Below are 25,164 nucleotides of genomic sequence, written 5' to 3' on the forward strand. Positions count from 1 at the left end.
GAAAATCAAGCTACAGCCAATTATGTAGGAGAAGTTTCAGGAATAGTAGTCGATGGAGAAGAAAGTTTCGCTGCAGTAGATGCTTGTGGCTTTGGAGTGGTTGGAGCTTCTAACTTTTTAGCAGACATAAGTGGATGTACTTTTGAAAGAAATCAAATAATTTGTGGTAATAGTACTACTTTGGTAGCAGGAAGTGGCTTTCAGTCGTATTCATGGGAAAATGCAGCAAACCCAGGGGTGGTTTTAGGTACAGAGCAAACACTAGAAGTAACACAAACAGGAACTTATATCGTAACAAGAATAGCACCAGTAGGTTGTATTGGGCAAACCGAAACCATACATGTTATCGGTTACGATTCTGAGCCCAATCCTATAGCTTCTTTTGCAGATCAGGTACTAACCTGTTCAAATAACGGTTTAGAATTAGCCGAAATTTATTTGTGTACAGGAGACGACCGTACCATTAATTTACCTTTTGACCCCAATTCTCAGACAACAGTAAGATGGTTTCAATTAGACGAAGCTTCTTGTGCAGATGAAACACAAGCAGGTTGTCCGAATGTAAATACAGCCTGTACGTGGAACGAGATAGGAAATGGAGAATTTTCTAGAGACTTTGCAGATGCAGGCGAGTTTCGTTTAGATGTACTTTACGATGGGCAATGTCCTAGAAGCTATTATTTTAATGTATACAAAGCGACAGTAACTCCCGAAATAGTAGTAGAAGAAATTATTTGTGGAGCCCCAGGCTCAATTACAGTAAACAATATCCCTAGTACCTATCAATATAGTTTGAGTGGAATTTCAGGAACTGCAACCGACGGCTATTTTGTTGATTTTCAAGACAGCAATGTGTTTTCGGTAACACAAGCAGGAGATTATAATTTAACTGTTCGTTTAAACCCTTCAGAGCCAGGAGCATCTTGTAACTATACATTCGATTTGATTTATGTAGGTGCTAGAAATATCGACTTACAAGTAACAGGTGAGAATATGGAATGTGCTAATGGACCAGCAACTATCCGAGCACAGATTAATAATGTACCTGGTCCTTATACATATACATTAACATTAGGAGGAAATACCGTAGGTTCGCAAGTAGGCATTACCGATAATAATTACGAATTTACAGTTACCGATGGTGGAAACTACACCGTTACAGTTTCTACTCCGCAATGTAGCGCCACTCAAGATATTGAGATCATTGAACCAGCAGAATTAACCCTAACAGCACTGAAAACAAAAGATATTAGCTGTGAAGATGGCAGTTCTCCAGGAATCATTGAGTTAACAGCAGGAGGCGGTACGATTGATACTTCAACAGGAAACTCGTATTACTTTGCCGTATGGACGAGTCAAGGAGTAGATTTGTATACCAATGTGTCAGATATTCCTGCTTCGGCTTATTTAACATCAGGTACCAATAGCTATTCTTATTCTGTGCCTATTGGAAGCGAGGGAGTGTACCGATTTGTAGTGATAGATCATAATGGATGCTACCAAATAACAGGTCCTATAGAAGTGGTAATCGAACCAGAATTGCAATTCTCTTATACCACAACAGACATTTCATGTAACGGATTAACCAACGGAGAAATTAACGTAGGAGTTAACGGAGATAATTTAGGATATGCTGTAGAGTACAGTATTAATAATACTGATTGGTTTAACCCAGGAGCATTTTCGAATTTAGCTGCTGGTTCCTATACAATATACATAAGAGCGTCTAAAAACTCATATCAATGTTTGTATGAAATTACAAATGTCACTATAAACGAACCGGAAGCGTTGTCTGGAGGAGGCGCGGCTGCCACTAATTTAGAATGTAATACCTCAGGAGGAATCACCTATGGTACGATAACATTTACCCCACCCACTGGTGGTACAGGAGCTTATACGTATCAATATAAGTTAAGTACAGATAGTACGTATACCGTAGCAACCACAAACCCAGCAACAGGTCTGCCCGCAGGAATATATGATGTTAGGGTTGTCGATGCAAATGGATGTCCACTCGATTTAGACCCCGTAGAAATAGAAGGGCTACCAACGGCTCCGACTTTACGTCGCTCAGTAGATTATAATTGCGATGGAACAGGAAATATTACCATTACCGCAAACCCGGCAGGAAGTTATACCTATACCTTAGGAACCATATCAAACACAACAGGTGTGTTTACGAATATAGCACCAGGAGCTTACACGGTATCGGTTGATTATGGAAGTAATTGTACTAGAAATATCAACGTATCCGTTCGAAATGATAGACAACTTTCAGGAAGTATCATCGGGTCTTCTGATAGTGAATGTTTTGGATCGGATAACGGTAGTATTACCATTTCTGCACAGAATATTGTTGGATCAATCTACGAATATTCTATAGACGGTGGAGACAAATGGTCAGTAACAGCAGATAATCCTTATAAAATTGTTGGTTTAGCACCAGATACTTATAATGTATTAATCAGGGAAACAGACGGAAATGCCTCTTGTGAATTAGATTTAGGAAGTGTTACTCTTAGTCAACCAACAGAGATTTTACTTTCAGCATCATTAACACAAGAAGTAACTTGTAATACAACCACATCAACGATTACTGCCGAAGCAACTGGTGGAATTCCTCCTTACACTTTTAGTATAGATGGAGGAACGACTTGGCAAAGCTCACCAGTTTTTGAAAACGTACCACCTAGAGCAGAACCTTACATTGTAATGGTACTTGATAGTAGACAATGTAATGAGTGTGGATGTACGGCAAATTTATTTGAAAATGGTGACTTTGAAGATCCCACAAGAGCAAATACTACATTTAGGTTTATTAATGAAAATGACTACCCTGGATGGAATATAAAAAATGAAGATAATGATAATCTAATAGAGATTTGGTACAACAACTTTAGAGGAGTACCAGCTTATAGTGGGGTAGCGCATGCCGAATTAAATGCCGATGCAATTGGAACAATGTATCAAGAGTTTTGTACCCAACCAGGCGATGTAATTAATTGGTCGGTAGCTCATAGAGGTAGAGCAGGAGTAGATGTGGCCACGGTAAACATCGGAGCAGATTTACTTACGACGGACTTCATGCAAACCATGACTGATGGAAATACAGCTTGGGGAGTATATTCAGGTCAATACATTGTACCAGCCAATCAAACTACAACCATTATTAGTTTTGAAGCAGTATCCACAGCGACAGGTAATAGAACAGTAGGAAATTTTATTGACGATGTGCAAATAACCATTGCAAGAAGTAGTTGTATTCCTGTTACCGTAATCGTAGAAGAGCCAGAAGCCATAGATTTCACGCTAACCCCAGTAACATGTTACGACGGAACCAACGGAACAATTACCGTAGATGTACTTTCAGGTAATGATGATTACCAGTTCAGTATCAATGGTGGAGCTCCTCAGTCTCCTGATACAGCAACGCCGAATACATTTACATTTACAGGATTAATAGATGATACCTATGATATTACGGTATATGACGGTAGAGGATGTTCAGAGACGAGATCTGCAACTATTTTACCGCAATTATCAGCTACAGTAACTACTGTAGGAGCTACCTGTAGCGATGGTCAAATAGTTATCAACCCAAGTGGAGGCGATGGAAGCTATCAATTCATAGTAGAAGATGCGGGAGGTACTCAAACTACATATCCGTCTAGTCCGATAGATGTACCTGCCGGAACGTATACGGTGTATGTAAGAGATAAAAATGGAGGAGCGAACTTTTGTGAGTTTACAGATACTGTTACGGTAACTCAAATACCCAACCCAACAATTAGTACGTCAGCAACACAACCAAATTGTAGCACAGATACAGGAACGATTACGGTAACCACAGGAAATGGTACAGCACCTTATACGGTAACCGTAACAGGTCCTACTTCATCAACACAAACAGGAAACGATTTAAGTTATTCTTTTACAGGATTAGCAGGAGGAAATTATACCATCACAGTTACCGATGTTAACAATTGTTTCTCGTTAAATGCCACAGAAGTTATTACAGTTCCATCAACCTTAACTAGTGGAGGTCCAACGACAGCAACTGATGTAACATGTAGTCCATCAGGCACTACTTTAGGAACAATTACGTTTACTCCACCAACAGGAGGAACTACACCTTACACCTATTTTTATAAGTTAACCACTGATGCAACCTATACACAAGTGGGAGGTACTACAGTAACAAATTTAGGGGCAGGTACGTATGATACGAGAGTAGTGGATGCTAATGGTTGTTTACTTGATTTAAATCAAGTTACAATAGCCGATTTACCAGCAGCACCTGCATTGAGTACATCGGTAGCCTATAATTGTGACGGAACAGGTACTATTACGGTAACTCCACTAGATGCGAGTTATGAGTATACACTCGATGGTACTATTACGCAAACAGGAGACAATGTATTTAACAATGTGGCGGTAGGTACTCACACCATTTCTGTGGAGTATGGAAGTGGTTGTGCTACAGAAGTAACCGTAAATGTAGCACCAGACCAAGAGTTTACAGCCGCAGTTATAGGTCAAACGAACCCAACATGTATAGGAGATACAGATGGAACAATTACAGTTGAAGTTTATTTCCCTTACAACCCACCAAGTGATTTTGAATACAATATAGGATCAGGTTGGGAATTAGCGAACAGCAATCCATTTACAATTCCAGGTTTTGCAGAAGGAATGCACAATATTCAAGTACGTCCAACAGGTGTAGCATCTGTTTGTGATGTATCGTTACCAAGTGTAACTTTAACCGATCCAACAGCAATAACGGTAGTAGGACTAATTACAAAAGAAATAACCTGTAATCCTGCAACAGGTGCCACCATTAGTCCAACAGCAAGTAATGGAAACGGAGGACCTTATACATACGAGTTATTCGATTCAACAAATACTTCAGTACCAACTACAAGTCCATTTACAGATATACCTGCAGGAACTTATACAGTAGTAGCTACCGATAGATTAGGGTGTACAGGGTCTGTTACGGTAACAGTAGACCCGATTCTAACAGTGACTTTTGATGCTGAACCCCAGTGTTATGATGGAAGTAATGGAGAAATCCAAGTAACCAATGTTACAGGAAATGGTAATTACCAATTTAATATTAATGGTGGACCATGGCAATTCCCTAATGCTGCAACTCCTAATGAATTTACCTTCACTGGTTTGTCTGCAACATCTTATGTTATTAGAGTACAAGACGAAAAAGGTTGCTATGCTGAAGAGACGGTAACTATCAACCCACAATTATTAGCCGCAGCCGACGTTACGAATGCGAGTTGTAGTGATGGCTCAATTAAGATAAATCCAATAGGGGGAGCAGGAAATTATGTATACTCTATAGTTTCAGACGGTTCACCAGCGGGACCTTTTACTGCATTAGACTCTGATACCGATACCAGACCAGCAGGAACTTACGATGTATATGTAAGAGATAACAATGGAGTAGCACCGTATTGTGAGTACATTATTCAAGATGTGGTTATAAATCCAGTTACTCCAGTAAGTATCAATGCTATAGCAAATCATCCAGTATGTAGTGGAGATTTAGGTAGCGTAGATGGTCAAATTGTAGTAAATACAGGACAGGCTCCACATACTATTGTTATTACAGATAGTTCAGATGCAGTTGTTGATACGATTAATAATTTTTCTGGAAGTAATTTTAGTTTTAACAATTTAGTAGCAGATAGTTACCTAATCACAATTATCGATGATTTAGGATGTGAAGATACTTTTAGCTTCTCGTTAACAGATCCAGTGGCTATTCCAATGAATATAAAACCTGTATTACCAGAGGACTGTACAACTATTGTACCCGCTAATACTGGTTTTGACTTTAATTTTGGTAGCACAACATTAGCTAGTTTTGCACCTTATACATTATGGTACACGGTAGATGGCACTACTTGGACAGACATGAGTACATTGCCATTTGCCACAAGCGGAGGAGATAATTTATATTCGGTTAGGGGCTTAACACCAGGTCAGGTTTATTATCCAGCGATAAGAATTATGGATGGGGCTACGGTTCGATGTCAAGTTAATAACGGAATATTTGTAATGCCTTTCCAAGTAAGTGGTATAGTTGTACAGGTAACGCCATCTGGTAATTGTACCACAGGATATAGTGTTACAGTAGTAGCACAAAATGGAGTAGGGCCTTTTGAGTTTGGAATTAGTACGGATGATCCAATAAACACTAACACTTGGTATCCAGCAATTCAACCAGGACCTGTAGATCTTGACCCAGGAAACCCTAATTCAGATTTTAGAAGACATATTTTTACGGGAATTATTCCTGGACTGAATTATCAATTCTATGTAAGAGATACAGATACAGGTTGTATTGAAACGAATAAAAATCCAATTGATTATTCTACAATTGATTCTGATTTTGATGTAAATATCACATCAACAGTAAACAATCAATCGTGTTATGGAGCTAATAATGGTCAAATAGAGTTTACTATAGAAGATACAGATGGCGTTTTATCAGGTGATACAATAGGATGGGAGTTGTATGATGGAATTACAGATTTACCTTTAGGAATTACAGGTACTATAGCGGATACAGAAACGTATCCGTACACCTTTGATGTTCCGCCTACAGAAACACTAAATCCAGGTTTATATTTTATAGTAATAGAAAGTACTTCAGGAGGAACATGTCAATGGGCAAGTGGAGATGTAGAAATTTTAGAAGGATCACCTATTACAGGAAATTTAAATTTGTTGAACAATATTACATGTAGTGTTGATGGACTGATAAGGGTAGAGAATGTTTCAGGAGGTTTTGGCGGATATACATACACGGTAATATCAGCAACAAACACCACGTTAGCAACTCCAATAACATTAACAGGTACTACTTTTAGCGTCGCTCATGCAGAGGTATCAGTCCCAACTTTACCAGTAAATGTAATGGTAGAAGTTACAGACAACAATGGTTGTTCGGAAACGTTCGGACCAGTAGCGTTGAATGTAAGTCCTTCACCTGTGTTAGAGCCAGGAGACATAAGTAGCAGCAGTTGTGCAAGTACTAAAACAATTACTATCACAGCAGATAACGGAGCACCTCTAGGAGGTACACCACCATATCGATATTCAAATGATAATGGAGCAACCTTTACGGCACCAACTTCCGATACTTTCTACACGTTTACTGCTTTAGTGCCAGGAAACTATGACATTGTAGTAAGAGATGCAAATGGGTGTGCAACAAATTCAATTCCTATTGTAATTTATCCAGATGTAGATTTTAGTCTAACTCCAGCGCAAAACCTAAACTGTGTGCCAGGACAAGGTGTTTTCAATATCGAAATAACCTCAGGAGCGAATTTAGGTACCGCAGGAGATTTTACCTATTCAGTTACACCAGTTGCTACCTCTGCACCAGATAATGGCTCTATAACAGGAGCATCGACTTCTCAAAATATTACGGTAACAGCGAGTGGAATATATAATGTTACGGTAACTGATATCACTTCGGGTTGTTCAAATACGAAGTCTATTACCATTCAAGACCCTGTTCAACCTAATTTTACACATACTGCGACAGCGAGTTTATGTGCAGGGGATAATTCGGGAATTATTGAATTAAATGCAGTAGACAATGGTATATTGCCATTGGTTTATGAAATAACCAATACAGCAGGAACTTATACAGTTACATTACCTGCAGGAGATTCAGTATTTACTAATTTACCACCAGACATTTATTCAGTAACAGGAAGAGGTGCGAATGGTTGTACAACTACGTTAACAAATATTGAGATTGAAGAGTACGATCCAATTGTACCAAGTACCCCAGTAGTTACCGAATTCTTATGTACAACTGGCAATACAGTAAATGTAGCCAGTGTTGAGTTACCATCAGGAACCACAGGAGGTTCAGGAAACTATACCCGAGTGGTGTTTACCTACGATCCAGCCGATGGAAGTCCAGATGAAAATCAAGACGGTAGTAATTTTGTATTTACTACCACGAATACCGCAGGTGGTACTGTCAGCATTGTAGTATATGACGATCAAGGATGTTCAGAAACAACTGCTGCAACCATTCAACCATTCAATGCATTAAGTAACCCAGTTGTTACGTTAGACAATGCCATTACTTGTACAACAGGAGAAGACATCACGGTAACATATAGCTCAACAACATCAGTAGCTACGAATATTACTATTGAAGGAGTCAATGGACATGTATATGGACCTATAACTCAAATCGGAGTTACTTCAGGAGATTTTGATGCTTTACCTACAGGAGATTATCAAATAACCATAGAAAACCCAAGTACAGGTTGCGAGTTAGTTACCTATCATACAGTGGCAGAAGAACCTGTATTTGATATACTGATAACGGATATTAAAGATGAAGGTTGTCAGGATGGTAATGACGGAAGTGCCGTACTAATTTTTAGCCCAAGTACACCTTATACAAGCGGTTATACTTATACTGTATATACTTCAGCAGGAGTTGATACAGGAATAAACGGAGTAGGTGATGGTGATACCCCACAGCTTATCACAACAGGCTTATCAGCTGGAACCTACTATGTGCGTATTGATATGGGAGGCAATTCGCCATTCTGTCAAGCACAAAGTGACAACTTTACCATTGCAGAACCTACAGTACCGTTATCGGTAGTAGGAACAGAAACAACAGCGGTAAGTTGTAACGGAGGTTCAGATGCCACGATTACCGCTACAGGAAGTGATGGTTGGGGCAATTATGTGTACCAATTAGAAGAAACAGCAAATCCAGGAGTTGCTTATGGAGGCTATGCCTTTAGCTCAAACAACATCTTTATCAATTTACCAGCAGGAGATTACACCGTGGTAGTAAGAGATAAAGGCGGAGCAGCAGGAGTTTATTGTGAGGCGAGTGATCAAGTAGTAATCGCCGACCCAGTTCCAGTAACATTTACAGTTGATGAAACAGATAATGTATGTGATACCTCAGTAGGAGGAAGTATTACGGTAAATGCAGCAGGAGGCACAGGTACCTATACGTATACACTTTCAAACTCAGGAGGCGTTGTAGAAACTCAGGTATTAACAGCAACTAGCTATACCTTTACGAATTTAGCAGCAGATGTGTATACGGTAAATGTGGTAGACTCAAATAACTGTGATGCAGGAACTCCAACAGATGTTACGATTAACCCTGATGTTAATTTCTCATTAGTTGAAACTAAAAAGGTAGACTGTTCAGCTTCACCAGACGGAATAGTAACGGTTGATTTAGTGAATTGGGTAAGTGGAACAAGCAACTACGAGTACGATGTAACAGGTTCAGTAGATGCAGTATTGGTATCGAATGTAGCCATAACAAGCGATCCGTTTACCATTACGATTCCAAGTACAAATGATACTCCACAAACCTATACGGTTACAGTACGTGATTTAGATGCCACACCAATTTGTGATGTTTCTAGAACCATTGAAATACAACCGGAAATAAGACCCGACTTTGCTGCTACAGCATCTGTGAATGATATTTGTTTTGGTAGTACAGATGGAGAAATTACCGTTTCACCAACCGATAACGGAATTCTACCATTAACCTATACAATAAGTCCAGATCCTAATGACGACAGCGGTATTTCATCAAATGCCAACGTGGTATTTGCAAACTTACCAGCAGGAGTGTATACAATTGAAGCTGAAGGAATCAATGGCTGTACAACCTCTACAAATGTGGAAATTAGAGGCAATGACGAGATTGATATTCCAGATAATGCAATAACCGTAACTCAATTCGCCTGTACAGAAGGTAATACAACCGATGTTGCTGTAATAACAGTAGATAGAACAGCGATTACTGGAGGAACAGGAAATTACATCCGCGCTGTATTTTTAGACGCCGCAGGAACGGTATTGCAAGACGATAGTAATTTTACATACATCTCTACAGATATCGCAGGAGGTACGTATACAATTAATGTATACGACGAAAACAATGATTGTTTTGGTACAGCTACAGCTACAATCAATCCGTTTACACCGATGACAGATGCAGAGGTAAATGTAACCAAGGCTATCGATTGTGCTACAGGAGAAAATATCACGGTAAAAGTACAGCCAGATTTAGCGAATATAACCTATACCATTACCGGATCTAATACAGGATATACCGATACTCAGACTGTGACTTTAGCAACAGACGTGGCTGCATTTACAGGTTTACCAACCGATACATATACCATCGAAATTTCTAATACCAATACAGGTTGTGTTTTTGTAACCTATCATACCGTAGAAGAAGCTCCAATATTCGATGTTTTGGCAACACCAGAAAGAGCATGTTACGGAGGTACTGGAAGCGTAACTATTAATTTTGGTTCAGAAACACCTTACACAGGAGCGTATGATTATGAGGTATTCGCGGTGGGTAATCCTACTGCAATCACTTCAGGAAGTGGAACAGGAGGAACACCTACACCTATTAATAATTTAATAGCAGGCAATTACTATGTAAGCGTAGTGATGTTAGACTCACCGTATTGTGAACCTACAACAGAAAACTTCGAAATCATACAACCAGTTGAAGATTTAATAGTAAACGGTGAACCCACCTTTATCAATTGTAATGTGTCAACATCAGGAGAAATCTTGTTAACTGCTGAAGGAGGTTGGGGCAATTACCAATATGAATTGGTAAATAACACCACAAGTACAACGGTTCAAAACTTTGATTCTAATAGAAGAATTACAGGGCTTGCAGCAGGTAGTTATACGGCAACAGTACAAGATGACAATAATTGTTTAGCTACTTATGAATTTACTTTGAACGATCCAGTAGATATAACTGCAAATATCAATGTGATAGAGAATGATTGTGAAGGCGAGTATTCAGCAAGTATTGAAGTAACCAATGTAACAGGAGGTCAAGCACAAGATAATACGATTAGCTATACCTATATTTTAACCTACCCTGACGGGGTTACACAAGTAGAGCAATCATCGAACATTTTTAACAATTTACCAGCAGGAGTTAATTATCAAGTAACGGTAAGAGACAATAAATACAGTTGTCAGTTTATTGATAACGTCGATATTGTAGACCCAACTGAAGTTCAGGCAACAGCAAACATTATCGAAGATATTACCTGTAATAACTCAGAAGCTACCGTAGAAGTGTTTGGAGCTGGAGGTACAGGTGCATACCAGTATAGTAGCGATGGGGTTAACTACAGCGATATAAATACTTTCAATGTAGGAGCAGGTGAGCATACCTTCTATGTTCGAGATGAAAACAACTGTGTAAAAGATGTGGTAGTGAATGTAGCTGCTTACGAAGAACTAGAACCTACCCTAAATGTTGAGTCAGGTTTTGTAACTTGTAATGGAGATGCAAACGGAGTGCTATCAGCAACTGTAGTAGGTGGATTTGGAAACTACGAATATCAATTATTAGACAATAATGATGTTGTAGTGGCAGACTGGCAAGAGTCAAGTATGTTCGGAAGTTTAGGTGTAGGTACCTATAAAATAAATGTTAGAAGTACCAATAGGTTTGGAGTAGTATGCTTTGCTGAGACAGCGACATATAACATACAAGAACCAGAACCATTAGTGGTAGATGAGAACCATACCGATGTAAGTTGTTACGGAGGAAGCGACGGTACCATTACCGTATTAGCATCAGGAGGAAACTTAACAGGTTATGAATACAACATCAGTTCAGACCCAACCAATAAGTTTGTGCTAGACAATGTATTTAGAAATTTATCAGCAGGAAATTATACAATTACGGTAAAAGATAAATTAGGATGTTTAGAAACGATTGATGTTACTATCGGAGAGCCTGATGAATTTACAGCAACCTTAGTAAGTACTACTGAGCAAATTTGTATCAACGATCCATCTCCAACAATAACCATAGAGGTTGAAGGCGGAACACAACCGTATTATGTGAGTATTAATAATATAGAAATGCCAACCCCTTACAATCAGAATACTATAGTTTTAGGAGCTGCTGAAAACATACAAGGAGGTATGCCTTACTATATTACTGTGAGAGATAGCGGACAAGGTTGTGACATCCCAGAACCAATTAGATTAACAACTGCTGAACCAGTAGATTTACAATTAACGGTAGATTATGAGTATACCTGTCCAACAGGCAATATCATTTTGGCAATGGTAGATGAAGTTTATAGAAACAATGTATCCTATACATTATTCGATGGTACAGGCAATTCTGTAGCAACCAATACCACAGGTGAGTTTATCGACGTACCAGCAGGTAACGGTTATATAGTTACAGTTACGCATACAATAACTTCGTGTTCTGAAAGTTCTAGTAGTAACCCAATTGATATCATAGCATATCAACCATTAGTATTAACTATTGACGATTCGGTTAAGAATACGTTAATTGCAAATGCAGAATTTGGATTGCCACCGTATGAATATAGTGTAGATGGAAGTGAGTTTGGACCCGACAACGAGTTCTTAATTTTACAAACAAAAGACTATACAATAACGGTAAGAGACGCTAGAGGATGTGAGGTTACACTAACGGTTAGAGGAGAATACATCTCTATCTTTATACCAAATCTATTTACACCAGATGGAGACGGAACGAATGATTATTGGTATCCACGTGAAGTAGAAGACTATCACGAGATTAAAGTGTTTATTTATGATAGATACGCACGTAATTTAGCGAATTTCAAAGGAGTAGTAGAAGGATGGGATGGTAATTATGACGGAAAACCACTACCATCAGGAGACTACTGGTATACTATTTACTTTAAAGAACTATCAGGTCAAGAGAAGAAAGTAATGGGTCACTTTACACTATATAGATAAGAGAAATGAGAAAGATTTTAATAATTTTATGTGTAGTATTTTGTAGTGTAAAAGCAACTGCACAGGAGATAGAATTACCACAATACGTGAGTCATTTGGCAGATAATCCGTTTTTAATCTCACCAACCTATGCTGGTATTGGAACGGGATTGCAAATACGTTTGAATGGTGTGAGTCAGTGGATTGGTGTTAAAAATGCACCCGATACACAATCGTTAACTGTTGAAGCACGTATCGCCGATACCTTTGGTGGAGGAATTAGTATTTTTAACGATAAAAATGGAAATACTACACACAAAGGAGCGAAATTGTCGTTTGCCAGTCATTTAACACTAAGTGATTTTCACGATAGCTTTTTATCTTTTGCGTTAAGCTATAGCTTTATTCAGTTTGGTATCGAAACCTCAGAAAATAACTCTGGTCAATCAGTGCCCAACAGAACACTAAATAATTCAAATTTTGATGTAGGACTGTTGTATCGTTATGAACGATTTAGCATTACAGCGAATGTGGTAAATATTCTTAACAAAGAAATTGAAAATTTCCAAACCGGAGAGCCAGAAGTGTTAAGAAAGTACACTGTATTTAGCTCGTACACATTTGCCAATATAAGCAGAAACTTTGAGTTAGAACCTTCAATATTAGTAGAATATAGAGAAGCAGATAAACGCTCTAGAACAGATGTAAATATCAAAGCAAGAAAAGGTGTTAGAGAAGGTTATGTATGGGCAGGGTTGAGTTATACCTTTCTCAACGATCAGTTTTTTACACCCAATGCCATTGCTCCGCTGTTTGGTTTAAAAAAGGATAATTTATACGTGTCGTATGGATTTAGTATTAACATGAATAAAACCCAAGATTTTAATTATGGTACACACATGATAACACTTGGTTTTGACTATGAAAGAAGACCAAGTTTGGCACGCTGTACTCAAAAAATGATTATATTTTAAACAATAGAAAGTAGAAATTGCAAATCCTCAAGCTCAAACTTGGGGATTTTCTTTTTCTTTGCACTAATGGAAAATAAGAACCAAACATCAATTAACCTTAATAAGTATATAAGTAGTACTGGAATATGCTCACGTCGGGAGGCAGAACGCTTTATTACAGAAGGTAGAGTTACGATCAACGGTAAACCTACCCAATTAGGAAATAGAGTATACGAAGGAGATGTAGTAAAAATTGATGGAAAATTATTAAGAGCAAAGGCTAAAACAATTTATATCGCTTTAAACAAGCCAGTCGGAATTGTTTGTACAACAGATAGTAAAGAACGTAAAAATATTGTAAAATTTGTAGGGCATCCACAACGGTTATTTCCCATAGGTCGCTTAGATAAACCTTCTGAAGGACTCATTTTCTTGACAAATGACGGAGATATAGTCAATAAAATTTTACGAGCAGGAAATAACCACGAAAAAGAATACATCGTTACCGTTAACAAACCAATTAACGAACGCTTTATAAAACGAATGAGTAGCGGAATACCGATTTTAGGAACCGTTACAAAGAAATGTAAGGTAGAACGCATCAACGATACTGTATTTAAAATAACTTTAGTACAAGGCTTAAACCGTCAAATACGACGCATGTGTGAGTATTTAGGGTACGAAGTTAAAAAATTGAAGCGTACACGTATTATGAATGTAACTTTAGGAAACTTGAAAGTAGGTGAGTGGCGTGAATTATCAGCCAAAGAAATGGATGAAATAAATAGTTTGGTAGCTAATTCTACAAAAACAGAGGAAGCCTCAAAAAAAGATTCCGAAGTAACAACAAAAAATAAAAAAGTCTCACCAAAAAAGAACACCAATTTTAAAAATAAGTTTGGAAGACAAAGAAAAAAGTAGTTCTGGTAGTAGGCAATAATTAAATACGAATAACTAACAACCAAGAACCAAGAACCAAGAGCCAAGAACCAAGAATCAAGAACCAAAAGCCATGAGCCAAGAGCCAAGAGCTAACTTTCAACTTTCAACTTTCAAACTTTCAACTTTTATAATTTCAACTTTTATAATTTCAACTTTCACACTTTTTAACTCTTACACTTTTAAACATTCAACTTACATACGTATCTTTGTCGCTTATGCAATTTGACTTAAAAATAACAGACTCTAAAAGTAAAGCACGAGCGGGTGTGATTACTACCGATCACGGAACTATAGAAACTCCCATATTTATGCCTGTAGGTACCGTAGCTACGGTAAAAGGAGTACACCAATCAGAATTAAAAGATGAAATAAATCCTGATATTATTTTAGGAAACACCTATCATTTATACTTACGACCACAAACCTCCATTTTAGAACAAGCAGGAGGCTTGCATAAGTTTATGAATTGGGATCGTAATATTTTAACCGATAGTGGAGGATATCAAGTATATTCCTTATCAGGAAGAAGAAAAATTAACGAAGAGGGTGTAAAATTTAAAAGTCATATCGATGGCTCTACGCATTTTTTTACCCCAGAAAATGTAATGGAAATTCAACGCTCTATTGGCGCAGATATCATTATGGCTTTTGACGAGTGTACCCCGTATCCTTGTGATTATGGATATGCAAAACGCTCTATGCACATGACACATCGTTGGTTAAAACGCTGTGTGAATCACTTAGAAAAAGTTCCACCAAAATACGGATATAATCAAACCCTATTTCCAATTGTACAAGGGAGTACTTATAAAGATTTGCGTAAAGAATCTGCAGAATTTATTGCATCGGTAGGTGCTGAAGGAAATGCGATTGGAGGATTATCGGTAGGAGAGCCAGCAGAAGAAATGTATGCAATGACAGAGGTAGTAACTGCTATTTTACCAGAAGACAAACCTCGCTATTTAATGGGAGTAGGAACCCCAATCAACATTCTAGAAAACATAGCCTTAGGAGTTGATATGTTCGATTGTGTGATGCCCACACGTAACGCCCGAAACGGTATGCTGTTTACTGCACACGGAAGTATCAATATCAAAAATAAAAAGTGGGAAAATGATTTTTCACCTATTGATGAAATGGGAATCACTTGGGTAGATACTATGTACTCAAAAGCGTATTTACGTCACTTATTTGCAGCAAGAGAAATGTTAGGAAAGCAAATCGCATCCATTCATAATTTAGGTTTTTATTTATGGCTGGTACGTGAAGCACGCAAACATATTATAGCAGGAGATTTTGCCACTTGGAAAGATAAAATGGTACAACAAATGAATAAACGTTTGTAATTTGAAAATATTAGATTGGTACATATTAAAACGTTATTTGGTAACCTTTTTGTTTACCCTACTTATTTTAATACCCATTGCGGTAGCTATCGATATTGCCGAAAAAATAGATAAGTTTTTACGGTATGAAAACTTAACAGTTTTTGAAATAGCGAATGATTATTACAAAAATTTTATCATTTATTATGCAAATACATTCATGCCCTTGGCATTGTTTATTGCCGTAATTTTATTTACTTCCAAATTAGCAAGCAATACCGAAATTATTGCGATTAACAGTTCGCAAGTATCTTTTACACGATTTCTATATCCTTATTTTTTAGGAGCAACCATTGTTTGTATAGTAGCACTCTTAATGAATCATTTTTTTGTACCCTCTAGTAGTAAAACAAGAAAAGCTTTTGAAGATAAATACATAAAAAAGAAAAAATATTCAGACAATTCTGTAAGAGAATTTAGTTTGCAACTCAACGATAGCACGTACATATACATTCAAAATTTCGATTTAAAGAGAAATTCAGGATACAACTTCTCTATAGATGAATATGACGGAATTAAACTAAAAAAGAAACTGACTGCCGACAATATTAACTGGATTGAAAAGGATAGCACATTTAAGTTAAGTACGTGGAAGAAACGAAAAATTTTTAAAGACAGAGACAGTATCTTTTCAGGAAGAACCTTAGACACAACTTTTGCATTTACACCAAGTGACTTTAATTATAAAAATACCATGGCTCAAGAAATGAGTTCACCAGAATTGGTTAAGTTTATAAATATATCTCGAAAAAGAGGTATTAAAAACCTAAACGCATATCTAGTAGAACTCTATAAAAGAACCAGTTTGCCCATTGCCTGTTATATATTAACATTAATAGCAGTCGGATTGGCACATAAAAAGGCAAGAGGTGGTATTGGGGCGAACCTTGCCATAGGTATCAGTGTGATGTTCATATATGTATTCTTCTTAAAAGTAGCAGAGGTATTAGGAGCAGTGCCAGGAGCCAATGCACTATTAAATGTTTGGATGCCTAATCTTGTATTCGGTATGTACGCTATATATCTATACTACAATGCACGGAGATAAATTAAAAAACTACCTACACCTACACTTCATTGTTTTTATTTGGGGATTTACAGCAATACTAGGTAAATTAATATCTATAGATGCAGTTCCGCTAGTTTGGTACAGAATGTTGTTAGCAGTAGTATTTATTGCACTGTATTTCATAATTAGAAAAAAATCGTTCCAAATAGAAAAAAAGGCATTAGTAAAGTTTGCAATTTCAGGAGTTATCATAGCAGTACATTGGATAACCTTTTTCAAAGCGATAAAAGTTTCAAATGTTTCTGTTGCTTTGGTTATGATGAGTACAGGAGCCTTTTTTACCTCAATTATAGAACCTTTTTTCTTTAAAAGAAAAATAAAACCCATTGAAATACTATTAGGTTTATTAGTAATTGTAGGGCTATATATTATCTTCAATTTTGAAAGTCAGTATACCCTCGGAATCATATATGCACTCATATCAGCCTTTTTATCAGCGTTGTTTTCAGTCTTAAACGGATTATTTATACAAAAACACGATGCCAATAGAATTTCCTTTTATCAATTGCTATTTGGAGTATTAGGAGTAACCCTATACTTATTGTTTACGCAGCAATTTTCGATAGCATTTTTTCAAATTGAGGCAACAGATTGGATGTACCTACTTATACTAAGCAGTGTTTGTACAGCCTATGCTTTTATTGCTTCAGTACAAGTAATGAAATACTTAACACCATATACCGTAATGTTAACTATTAACTTAGAACCCATCTACGCTATTATTTTAGCATTACTCATTTTTGGAGAAAAGGAACAAATGAATCCAGAATTTTATTACGGAGCCTTTATTGTTTTATTTGTAGTACTGCTTAACGGAATTTTAAAAAACGCGTCTTCTATAAAAAAGAAAATCAGTAAAAAATAGTATTTTAAGAAAAGCCACCAAGGAAAACTGTACAAATTTTTAGTATGTTTGCCTTTACAAACGACTAACTATAAAATTAGAAAATCAAACTATATACAACAATACAATGGAATATTTAGATTTTGAAATGCCAATTAAAGAATTACAAGATCAATTGGTAAAATGTCATATTATAGGAGAAGAAAGTGAAGTAGACGTAACAGAAACCTGTAAAAAAATTGAAAAAAAATTAGCCAAAGCTAAAAAAGATATATATAAAAACTTAACTGCATGGCAACGCGTACAGTTATCTCGTCATCCAAACCGTCCTTATACCTTAGACTACATCAAAGCGATTTGTGGAGATACCTTTATGGAGTTACACGGTGACCGAAGTGTAAAAGACGACAAAGCAATGATTGGAGGATTGGGTAAAATAGGAGACCAATCTTTTATGTTTATTGGCCAACAAAAAGGATACAACACCAAAACACGCCAATATCGTAATTTTGGAATGGCAAACCCAGAAGGATATCGCAAAGCATTACGCCTAATGAAAATGGCAGAAAAATTTGGAATACCAGTAGTAACTTTTATCGATACGCCAGGAGCTTACCCAGGATTAGAAGCCGAAGAACGTGGACAGGGTGAAGCGATTGCTCGCAATATTTTTGAAATGACACGTTTAAAAACACCTATCATTACTATAATTATCGGAGAAGGAGCCTCAGGGGGTGCTTTAGGAATTGGCGTTGGTGATAGAGTTTATATGTTAGAAAACTCTTGGTATTCGGTTATTTCACCTGAAAACTGTTCAACTATCTTATGGAGAAGTTGGGAGCAAAAAGAAAAAGCAGCAGAAGCCCTAAAATTAACGGCTGAAGATGGTATAAAGCTAAAAATTGTTGACGGTATTATTAAAGAACCATTAGGAGGCGCACATTCTGACCGAGAAGGAACTTTTAAAGTGGTTCAAAAGCAAATTTTGAAAGCTTATGAAGAATTAAAAAGCTTATCAGAATTAGATTTAGTATCGCAACGTATGGATAAATATGCAAATATGGGCGTATATAAAGAATAAACGCCAATAAAATTAAAAATCGAATCGCTTCATTAAACGAAGCGATTTTTTTATAAATATGAAAAAGACAATACTAATTATATTGTGTCTAATTTTTGCCAATAACACACTCTGTCAAACACAAAAGGCGAGTTTAGTGTTTTTAGATGGAGACATTCTTGAAGGGTATGGCATAATTACTAAAAAAAATGAAATTAAGTTTAGGATTTCTTTAGATGATGCCCCAGATATTTGGGACAGTTTACTAATTAAAGGAATTATCTTTCATGGGTTTGAAATAGACATTGAGTATGAATACATACATACGAAAAGAAATAAAGAACCAGAGCTATTAAGAATTGTTTCAAAAGGAAAAATTACGGTATACGAAAGAAAAAAGTTATATACGAATTATACTAATTACTTACATGATAAAAAAGGTAACAATGGTTCTTTTTATGTCGGTGAAAATGTAGATTTATTTATAAAAAGAGATGGAGAAGAAGTAGCTACATTATATAACAGAACTATGAAAAAGAGTATCCAAAATTACTTTAAAGATTGTGATGTTATGGTTGATTTGATTGAATCGAAAGAATATACAAAGTATTCTAGAATAGAGTTAGTTAAAAACTACAACATATTTTGTGGTGATTAAATGATAGAACAATACTAGGTAAAAATTCCCTACCGTAGAAACCTGTTGAAAACTTGACTTTCATAAAATGGAAGTTTATATAAACTATTTTGAGACTCGTCAAAGGCGAATCTTTTTTATTCTATGGTTTTCTAGTAACTTCGTAACTTCTTATAAAATGAGCCAATAGAGTAAACTTCATGAGCAAAGAGGAATTAGCGATTAAAACAACCTATTTTAGTATTCTAAGTAATGCAGGTTTAGCGATTATTAAAGGATTGGCAGGTGTTTTTGGAAATTCGTATGCATTAATAGCCGATGCAATCGAATCTACCACCGATATTTTTTCTTCTATTTTGGTACTATTAGGCTTAAAATATGCAAAAAGACCCGCAGATAAAAATCATCCGTACGGACATGGAAGAATAGAACCACTAATCACCTTTATTGTGGTAGCCTTTTTGGTAATTTCTGCAACAATTATAGCCTATGAAAGCATACAAAACATTCAGACACCTCATGAAAATCCAAAACCATGGACTCTATTTGTGTTAGGGGCAATTATTGTTTGGAAAGAAATTTCTTTTCAAGTAGTCATTAAGAAAAGTAAAGAAACCAATAGCTCCTCTTTAAGAGCAGATGCATGGCACCATAGAAGCGATGCAATTACCTCTGTAATGGCATTTATAGGAATTTCGATAGCACTTATTTTTAAAGAAGGCTATGAAGCTGCCGATGATTGGGCAGCCTTAGCAGCCGCTTTCTTTATTTTGTACAACAGTTACTTGATTTTTAGACCTGCGCTAGCAGAGATTATGGACGAGCATGTATATGATGATTTAATAGAAGAAATCAGAGAAAAATCTATGGAAGTAAGTGGCGTTTTAGGAACAGAAAAATGCTTTGTGCGTAAAGCAGGAATGCGATATCATGTAGATTTACATGCAATTGTAAATGGTACCATTACCGTAAGAGAAGGACACGAAATTGCACATAAATTAAAAGACTATTTAAGAGAAAAACTCCCAGATTTAGGGCACATTTTAATTCATATTGAGCCTGAGGAATACTAATAAACGTGATTTCGGGAAACCAAAGTATTGATTTTTAGTAAAATGAATTTGATACTCTATGCTGAACCAACTTTAAATTAGACTACTAAAAAAAAGGCTCTTCTAAAAGAAGAACCTTTAATCTTATAATCTGCTATAGTAATGCACTATTATTTTACATTCATTAACTCAACATCAAAAATTAACGTTGCGTTAGGAGGAATTACACCACCAGCACCTTGTGCACCGTAGGCTAAGTCAGAAGGAATTACTAAGCGCGCTTTGTCACCTACTTTTAACAATTGAATCCCTTCATCCCAACCAGGAATTACTTGCCCAACTCCAATCGCAAAATCGATAGGTTGTTTGCGCTTGTATGAAGAATCAAAAACGGTTCCGTCTAATAACTGACCTTTGTAGTGTACAGAAACCATTGCTCCTTTGGTAGCTTGTTTTCCGTCTCCGTTTTGTAAGATTTTGTAACGCAATCCGCTTGGAGTTTCATCATATCCAGCAGCTACTTTGTCTAACAATTCTTTTTGACGAGCTTTTGCTTCAGCTTCACGTTTTTCGCGAGCCCCTTCAAAAGTTCTAAACGCTTCTACCGCATTAAACGCTTCAGCAGCATCACCTACACGTAAAATTTCAACCTCCATCGTATCGTCTTGGGCTATGGCATCAACAACGTCTTGTCCTTCAATAACACTACCAAAAACAGTATGCTTGCCGTCTAACCACGGAGTAGCAACGTGTGTGATAAAAAATTGAGAACCATTGGTTCCTGGTCCAGCATTCGCCATTGATAATTTTCCTGGAGCATCGTGTTTTAATTCAGGGTGAATTTCATCATCAAATTTGTACCCTGGGTTTCCTGTTCCTGTTCCTAGTGGGCATCCACCTTGAATCATAAAATCAGGAATTACACGATGAAACTTTAATCCGTTGTAATAAGGAGTTCCTTGTGGTTTTGCTGAGTTTTCTAAATTTCCTTCTGCCAAAGCAACAAAGTTACCTACAGTTCCAGGAGTTTTTTCGTATTCTAAGTTTACTAAAATATCACCTTTTGGAGTGGTGAACTTTGCATAAATTCCGTTATCCATTTTTCTCTTGTTTATATATGAAATTACTTTTTCCGAAGAAAAAGCAAAATTAATTCTTTACTGATAAAGTTGAAAGGTTAAAACTTAAACCTATGTTAATATTGTTTGAATTCACATTGCCAAAAGGAGCGTAGTACTTACCTCCTGATGCAAGGATAGCCACCTCAGGTGTTATATCGTAACTCAATCCAAGGGTAGGGCGTACCATAATTCCTTCGTCGGTATCTACTCCAGCACCTCCACCAGCACCTGCCATTACTTCTATAAAGGCTCGCATATGATTGTTCATAAAACGCGGACTATATACACCGCCACCAACCAATCCGTGCGCATAACCACCTGAACGACCATCATACGCAAAACTTGCTTCACCAGCGATGTATAGCCAGTGATTTAAGTCGTAGTTGGCTTTAAAACCAATTAGTTGCAAATCTATTTTGGTAGCATTATAAATATCATCCGTTTTCGCAACATCAAAATAGCTTTGATTTTGTATTTCAAAACGTAATCCTTTGGTATGATACGTACTATTTTCTTCGGAAGATGTTCCGCCATTCAAACCGAAATATTTTACACCAAAACCTAATGTATACGCTTCTAAATCACCAGCAATGGCTCGGTAATAACCACCGTGACCACTAATAGCAATATTTTTAAATAGTTTTAAGTCGATTCCTGCGGAAGGATATACCATCAATCCGCCCTCTGGAGCCACACGACCACCAGCAGCACCAATTCCTAATTTTCCAAAAATATTGAGGTATTTTGATTGGTAAGGATGATACCCAGCACCGATAAACAAATCCATAAAACCAGCACGAAGCCCTTTATAAATAGCATCGGTATGGGCAAATAAGAAAGTGTTTTCGTTCAAGTATTTTTGATATTCAAAACCGAGCACATAAAGGGTTTCTGTGAGTGCATCACCATTATCTTTTTTTGAATTTCCGAAAGGCTTAAAGAAGTCAAAACGGATTTGCTGTGCATTTTTAACAGCGGGTTTATTCCAAAAATTATCGGGAGCTAAATTGTCAGCTACAAATTCTTGATGTGCCTTATTGTAATCAGTAAAGCGCAACACACTAGGTATTTCTACAAAGAATGAAACCGAGTTGCTTTTAATTTCTCCTGATAAGAAATTCAGGTGACTGTATTGTATTCCGAAGGAATAATCGTTCTTTTTGTACTGTAATCCGATATTCGGATTGATAAATCCGCCATCATTTACCAAATAGCGATAGCCACCGCCACCTCCGAAGTGGAAGTTTGCATCAAGGTATAGGTTTTTATATAACTGTTTGTTAATTCCTAATTCGGCACCCAAGGTAAATAAACCTCCTTGGTCACCAGTTACTGCAAAATGAAAACCTGCTCCACCATATAGCCAATCATTGATAGGAATTTGATAATGCAAACCTGCCAACCCCATGGTTGGTTCTAAGTCCGGGAACTTATCTGAAGGCATTTCAACAGGAATAAAATTTAACCGAACCTTATTGTGCAATTCTGTCCCTTGTAAATTAGATAGGTGCTCTTGACTGTAGATTGTAAGAGAAGAGAGAAGTGAGAAAAGAATAAAGAGGCATACGTCATTATGAACACAATGAAGTAATCTCTTTAAAAAGATTGCTTCGTTACTCGCAATGACGTTATAATTTTTAGTTTTCATAACTATATGGATATTTACAATCTGTTATTGCCTAGAATTCACTCGTAAAATGTAATTTTACCGTTGGATACTTTTGTTGCGTCATCTGAATGGTAAATGGAGAATCGGCTAAAAATACCAACTGTCCTTGCTTATCTTTCGCTAAATAGCGTTGTTTTACACGTTTAAATTCTTTGAATTCTTCATTTTTTGGGTCTTCTGGAGCTACCCAACAAGCTTTATGTACCGCAATATTTTCATACGAACATTTTGCTCCGTATTCGTGTTCCAAGCGGTATTGAATTACCTCGTATTGTAACGCTCCTACCGTACCAATAATTTTTCGTCCGTTCATATCTAAGGTAAACAACTGCGCCACTCCTTCATCCATTAATTGATCTAACCCTTTGTATAGTTGTTTCGCTTTCATTGGGTCGGCGTTGTTCACATATCGGAAATGTTCTGGAGAGAAACTAGGAATACCTCTAAAGTTTAATTGTTCTCCTTCGGTTAACGTGTCTCCAATTTTAAAATTACCCGTATCGTGTAATCCCACAATATCCCCAGGGAATGATTCTTCTACGATTTCTTTCTTTTCAGCAAAAAAAGCATTCGGACTCGAGAACTTTACCTTTTTCCCATTACGAACGTGTAGGTACGGGGTATTTCTTTTAAAAGTTCCCGATACAATCTTAACAAAGGCTAAACGGTCACGGTGTTTCGGATCCATGTTGGCATGAATCTTAAAAACAAATCCCGTTAGTTTTTCTTCTTTAGAATCTACCAAGCGTTCTTCCGCTTTTTTAGGTTGTGGGTTCGGTGCAATATCAATAAAGCAATCCAACAGCTCTTTTACCCCGAAGTTATTCAAAGCTGAACCAAAGAAAACGGGTTGTAAATCTCCGTTTACATAGGCTTCTTGGTCAAATTCTGGGTATACCTCACTCACTAACTCTAATTCTTCACGAAGGGTATTTGCAGCTTTTTCACCAACGATTTTATCTAATTCAGGATTGTTGATATCCGTAAATTCAACACCTTCTGAAATGGTTTGTTTGTTGTCTCCTGAAAAGATGTTTAGTTTCTTTCCCCAGATATTGTAGATACCTTTAAAATCGTATCCCATTCCGATAGGAAAACTTAACGGACTAACTCTTAGGCCTAGTTTTTGCTCTACTTCGTCCAATAAATCAAAGGCATCTTTACCCTCGCGGTCTAACTTGTTGATAAAAACAATCATCGGAATTTTACGCATACGACAAACCTCCACTAACTTTTCGGTTTGTTCCTCAACCCCTTTTGCTACATCAATTACCACGATAACGCTATCGACGGCTGTTAACGTTCTAAAAGTGTCTTCTGCAAAATCCTTGTGTCCTGGTGTATCAAGAATATTAATTTTCTTGTCTTTATACATAAAAGCTAATACCGAAGTAGCCACGGAGATACCACGCTGGCGCTCTATTTCCATAAAATCGGAAGTAGCTCCCTTTTTAATCTTATTATTCTTAACCGCTCCTGCTTCTTGAATCGCGCCACCAAAAAGTAATAACTTTTCAGTTAGAGTTGTTTTACCAGCATCGGGGTGTGATATAATTCCGAAGGTACGTCGCTTCTGTATTTCTTCTAAAAAACTCATCTATAAATTTTAAGGTTGC

At 36.9% G+C, this 25,164-nt stretch carries 12 protein-coding genes; 9 read left to right on the forward strand and 3 right to left on the reverse strand.

What is annotated here, in order from left to right; all coding sequences use genetic code 11:
* Positions 1-180: 180 nt before the first annotated feature.
* From P8625_RS01590 to P8625_RS01630, 9 genes are all read left to right on the forward strand, one after another.
* Positions 181-12,837, forward strand: a complete 12,657-nt coding sequence (locus tag P8625_RS01590; RefSeq protein ID WP_279651754.1) for a T9SS type B sorting domain-containing protein — start codon at positions 181-183, stop codon at positions 12,835-12,837.
* A 5-nt stretch (positions 12,838-12,842) separates the two neighbouring features.
* Positions 12,843-13,790 (forward strand): PorP/SprF family type IX secretion system membrane protein, encoded by a 948-nt coding sequence (locus P8625_RS01595; RefSeq protein WP_279651755.1) that lies wholly within the window; start codon positions 12,843-12,845, stop codon positions 13,788-13,790.
* A gap of 66 nt (positions 13,791-13,856) precedes the next feature.
* On the forward strand, positions 13,857-14,690 hold the full coding sequence (gene rluF, locus P8625_RS01600; RefSeq protein ID WP_279651756.1) for a 23S rRNA pseudouridine(2604) synthase RluF: 834 nt from the start codon (positions 13,857-13,859) through the stop codon (positions 14,688-14,690).
* A gap of 236 nt (positions 14,691-14,926) precedes the next feature.
* Positions 14,927-16,057: a tRNA guanosine(34) transglycosylase Tgt gene (gene tgt, locus P8625_RS01605; RefSeq protein ID WP_279651757.1), complete on the forward strand. Its 1,131-nt coding sequence runs from the start codon at positions 14,927-14,929 to the stop codon at positions 16,055-16,057.
* 1 nt (position 16,058) lies between these two features.
* A complete protein-coding gene (locus tag P8625_RS01610; RefSeq protein ID WP_279651758.1) occupies positions 16,059-17,144 on the forward strand; it encodes an LptF/LptG family permease in 1,086 nt (361 codons plus the stop codon).
* Positions 17,131-18,030, forward strand: a complete 900-nt coding sequence (locus P8625_RS01615; RefSeq protein WP_279651759.1) for a DMT family transporter — start codon at positions 17,131-17,133, stop codon at positions 18,028-18,030. Before P8625_RS01610 ends, P8625_RS01615 begins: the two co-directional genes overlap by 14 nt.
* A gap of 106 nt (positions 18,031-18,136) precedes the next feature.
* Positions 18,137-19,090: an acetyl-CoA carboxylase carboxyltransferase subunit alpha gene (locus P8625_RS01620; RefSeq protein WP_279651760.1), complete on the forward strand. Its 954-nt coding sequence runs from the start codon at positions 18,137-18,139 to the stop codon at positions 19,088-19,090.
* Between the two features lie 58 nt (positions 19,091-19,148).
* Positions 19,149-19,727, forward strand: a complete 579-nt coding sequence (locus P8625_RS01625; protein WP_279651761.1) for a hypothetical protein — start codon at positions 19,149-19,151, stop codon at positions 19,725-19,727.
* Between the two features lie 179 nt (positions 19,728-19,906).
* Entirely contained in the window at positions 19,907-20,779 is an 873-nt protein-coding gene (locus tag P8625_RS01630) for a cation diffusion facilitator family transporter (RefSeq protein ID WP_279651762.1), read from the forward strand.
* A gap of 149 nt (positions 20,780-20,928) precedes the next feature.
* On the opposite strand, the gene P8625_RS01635 is transcribed toward P8625_RS01630, so the two are convergent.
* From P8625_RS01635 to P8625_RS01645, 3 genes are read right to left on the reverse strand one after another with little or no spacing between them, the layout of a single operon-like run.
* Positions 20,929-21,858 (reverse strand): peptidylprolyl isomerase, encoded by a 930-nt coding sequence (locus P8625_RS01635; protein ID WP_279651763.1) that lies wholly within the window; start codon positions 21,856-21,858, stop codon positions 20,929-20,931.
* Between the two features lie 49 nt (positions 21,859-21,907).
* Positions 21,908-23,527: a hypothetical protein gene (locus tag P8625_RS01640; RefSeq protein WP_279651764.1), complete on the reverse strand. Its 1,620-nt coding sequence runs from the start codon at positions 23,525-23,527 to the stop codon at positions 21,908-21,910.
* 31 nt (positions 23,528-23,558) lie between these two features.
* Positions 23,559-25,145: a peptide chain release factor 3 gene (locus tag P8625_RS01645; RefSeq protein ID WP_279651765.1), complete on the reverse strand. Its 1,587-nt coding sequence runs from the start codon at positions 25,143-25,145 to the stop codon at positions 23,559-23,561.
* Between the last annotated feature and the right edge of the window lie 19 nt (positions 25,146-25,164).

The sequence above is a fragment of the Tenacibaculum tangerinum genome, from assembly GCF_029853675.1.
Taxonomy (GTDB): Bacteria; Bacteroidota; Bacteroidia; order Flavobacteriales; family Flavobacteriaceae; genus Polaribacter; species Polaribacter tangerinum_A.